Consider the following 3,766-nt stretch of genomic DNA (forward strand, 5'->3'; position numbering starts at 1 on the left):
ATCTCCTCCGCCGTCCGCTCCCCGATCAGCAAGTTATGCACCTGCCGCGCATAGGCGATGATGTCCTGATCCATCTCGTCGCCCGCCACCCGAATCGACGTACTCACCACCATCCCGCCGAGCGAAATCACCGCCACCTCCGTCGTCCCGCCCCCGATGTCCACGATCATGCACCCAGCCGCGTCCATGACCGGTAAACCAGCCCCGATCGCCGCCGCCATCGGTTCCTCGATCAAGTAGCACGCCCGCGCACCCGCATTCAGCGCCGCATCGTGGACCGCCCGTTTCTCCACCTCCGTCACCCCGCTCGGAATCCCCACCACCACCCGAGGCTGCGCCAAAAAACTCCGATCGTGCACAGCCCGGATGAAGTAGCTCAACATCTTCTCCGTCACTTCGAAATCCGAAATCACCCCGTCGCGCAACGGGCGCACCGCCACGATGTTCGCCGGCGTACGCCCCACCATCCGCTTCGCCTCCGCCCCGATCGCCAGAATCCGCTTCGTCACCCGATCGATCGCCACCACCGATGGCTCGTCGATCACGATCCCCCGCCCCTTCACCATCACCAGCGTGTTCGCCGTCCCCAAATCGATGGCAATGTCGTGCGAGAGAAAACCGAATAACGAACCGAGAAAGTTGGGAAACGCCAAGGGCGTGAACCTGTCGCACTCGACCGCGAAGAACCGCGGGGAAATTCTCCCTCAGAGTATACCCGTCATGACCCCCAACCGCGATGACGCAAAATTTTGAGCTACAAAAAACCTTTGCACCATTTCCTAAGCTGAAGAAACGGCCGCCGGGCCCCGCTCCAGCAGCGCCAAAAACTCCTCCTCTGTCAGCAGCCGCGTCCCGAGCTTCTCCGCCTTCGCCAATTTCGAGCCCGCATCCTCCCCCACCACGAGAAAATCCGTCGCCTTCGTCACCGAGCTCCCTACCTTGCCACCCCTCGCCCGGATCGCATCCTCCGCCTCCCCCCGGCTCATCCCTTGCAGCCGTCCCGTCACCACGATCGTCAACCCCTCGAGCGGCCCAGCGCCCGACGCCGCCCGTTCGAACACCGGATTCACCCCCGCGGCCATCAGTTGCTCCACCACCGCACGGTTCTCCGGCCGCTCCACCCACGCCACGATGCTCGCAGCCACCACCGGCCCGATACCCTCCACCTGTTGCAACTCCTCCGCCCTCACCCGCAGCAGCCCCTCTAGCGACCCGACGTGCTCCGCCAAGAGCCGCGCCGTCTCGAAGCCCACGTGGCGGATACCCAGCCCGAACAGCAAATTCGGCAGCGGCCGCGATTTGCTCGCCTCGATCGCCCGGATCAAATTCTCCGCCGTCTTCTCCCCCACCTTGTCCAGCGTCCGCAACTGCTCCCGCGTCAGCGAATACAGATCCGCCACGTTCCGCACCAAACCCGACTGGTAGAGCTGGATCGCCATCTTCTCCCCCAGCCCCTCGATATCCATCGCCCCCCGGCTCGCGAAGTGCTCGATCAGCCGAATCTGCTGCGCCGGGCACGACGCATTCGGGCAGTACACCGCCGCCTGATCCGGGTCCCGCGAAACCGGCGTCCCGCACACCGGGCACCGATCCGGCATCACGAACTCCCGCTCCGCCCCCGTCCGCAGCTGCACCACCGGACCGACCACCTGCGGAATCACCTCACCCGCCCGCTGCACGATCACCGTGTCCCCGATCCGAATGTCCTTCCGCCGAATGTCACCCTCATTGTGGAGCGTCGCCAGCGAAACCCGCGCACCCCCCACCACCACCGGCTCCAGCACCGCGAACGGCGTCAGCACCCCCGTCCGCCCCACATTCACCTGGATATCGACCAATCGCGTTGTCCGCTGCTGCGGCGGGAACTTGAAGGCCGTCGCCCAGCGGGGCTCCCGGCCAACCGCCCCGAGTCGCTCCCACGCCCCCATATCGTCGATCTTCACCACCACCCCATCGATGTCGTAATCCAACCGCTCCCGCTCCTGCCCCCACCACGTAATACGCGGAAACACATCCTCCAGCCCCGGGTGAAGCCGAGCCTCCGGATTCACCGTGAACCCCATCTCGCGCAGCCAGCCCAGCGTCTCGTAGTGACTTTCCGGGTGCATCCCCTCGCACCAGCCCAGCTGGTACACGAACATCGCGAGCGGCCGTGAAGCGGTCACCGCAGGGTCCTTCTGGCGGACCGCGCCAGCCGCCGCATTCCGCGGATTCGCGTACAGCGGCAACGGCTTCTTCCCCTCCCGCTCCCGGCGCAGATTCTCCTCCCCAATCTGCGCGTTCAATTCCTCGAACCCGCTCCGCGGCATGTACACCTCGCCGCGCACCTCGAACCGCGCCGGAAAACTCCCCCGCAGCGCCCTCGGAATCGTCGGGATCGTCTTCAAATTCTCCGTCACGTTCTCGCCGTGGTAGCCATCGCCCCTCGTCGCACCCTGCACGAATCGCCCATGCTCGTACACCAACGCAATCGCCAAGCCATCGATCTTCGGCTCCGAAACCAGCCCAAAATCGTCCGCCCCCAACCGCTCCGCCGCCCGCCGGTGCCACGCCCGCAACTCGTCCTCGCTGAAGCAGTTCGAGAGACTCAACAGCGGCACCCGGTGCTCCACCACCTCGAACGTCGGCAGCGGCGCCCCCCCGACCCGCTGCGTCGGAGAATCCGGCGTGATCAGCTCCGGGTACGCCGCCTCGATAGCCCGAAGCTCGTTCATCAGGTCGTCGTACGCCTCGTCCGAAATCTCCGGTTGGTTCAGCTCGTAATAGAGCCGGTTGTGGTAGTTGATCAGCGACCGCAGCTCCTCGCTCCGCAGCCGCGCCTCGTACTGGGTCTTCGGCACCTCACGCATGGCCCGAAAGTATAGACCGGACGGCCCCTCGGCCCGTGGTACACTCACCCCATGCCCCACCGCGTAGTTGTCATCGACTACGACGCCGGCAACCTCCGGAGCGTCGCCCGCGCCCTCCACCACGTCGGCGCCGACCCCATCGTCAGCGCCGACCCCGCCGATATCGCCACCGCCACCGCACTCGTCCTCCCCGGCGTCGGCGCCGCCGCCGATACCATGCGCAACCTCCGCGAACGCGGTCTCGTCGAACCCATCCGCGAATACCTCGCCGCCGGGCGCCCCTTCCTCGGAGTCTGCATGGGCCTCCAAGCCCTCCTCGAACGCTCCGAAGAAGGCGACCAAGAATGCCTCGGCATCCTCCCCGGCGTCGCTCGCCGCTTCCCCACCAATGGCGGCCTCAAAGTTCCCCACATGGGCTGGAATACCATCCAGTGGCGCTACCCCCACCCCGTCACCGAGGGCATCCCCAGCGGCAGCTACTTCTACTTCGTCCACTCCTACCACCCCACCACCCCCGATCCCTCGCTCGTCCTCGGCGAAACCGATTACGGCGCCGTCTTCCCCTCCGTCCTCGCACGTGGCTACCTCGTAGCCACACAGTGCCACCCCGAGAAGAGCGGCCGTGACGGCCTCCGCCTCTACGCCAACTTTGTCCACTGGGCCCGCCAAGGAAGCCCCCTCCCCGCCGCCACCATCGCCCCGTGACATTCGAAGTCATCCCCGCAATCGACCTCCGCGACGGCCGCTGCGTCCGCCTCCACCAGGGCGACTACACCCGCGAAACCGCCTACAGCCACGACCCCATCGCCGTCGCCCTCCAGTGGCAAGCCGAAGGTGCTCCCCGCCTCCACGTCGTCGACCTCGACGGCGCCCGCCTAGGCCACCCCGTCAACATCCAGACCATCGCTGCCATCTGC

General features: G+C 66.3%; 4 protein-coding genes. 2 read left to right on the plus strand and 2 right to left on the minus strand.

From position 1 onward, the window contains the following. Together VAE53_RS09215 and ligA are read right to left on the minus strand one after the other, a co-directional pair. On the minus strand, positions 1 to 653 hold a 653-nt coding region (locus VAE53_RS09215; RefSeq protein ID WP_369294046.1), incomplete at its 3' end, for a rod shape-determining protein. A gap of 126 nt (positions 654 to 779) precedes the next feature. Continuing rightward, positions 780 to 2,849 (minus strand): NAD-dependent DNA ligase LigA, encoded by a 2,070-nt coding sequence (gene ligA / locus VAE53_RS09220; protein WP_322819084.1) that lies wholly within the window; start codon positions 2,847 to 2,849, stop codon positions 780 to 782. Positions 2,850 to 2,900: 51 nt separating this feature from the next. Here ligA and hisH point away from each other — a divergent pair, with 51 nt between their 5' ends. Then, positions 2,901 to 3,554 carry an imidazole glycerol phosphate synthase subunit HisH gene (gene hisH / locus VAE53_RS09225; protein ID WP_322819085.1) on the plus strand — a complete coding sequence of 218 codons (654 nt, stop codon included), beginning with the start codon at positions 2,901 to 2,903 and terminating at the stop codon, positions 3,552 to 3,554. Continuing rightward, on the plus strand, positions 3,551 to 3,766 hold a 216-nt coding region (locus VAE53_RS09230; protein WP_322819086.1), incomplete at its 3' end, for a HisA/HisF-related TIM barrel protein. The genes hisH and VAE53_RS09230, both read left to right, overlap by 4 nt.

Origin of the sequence: Tepidiforma sp., assembly GCF_034432735.1 — a bacterium.
Taxonomy (GTDB): domain Bacteria; phylum Chloroflexota; class Dehalococcoidia; order Tepidiformales; family Tepidiformaceae; genus Tepidiforma.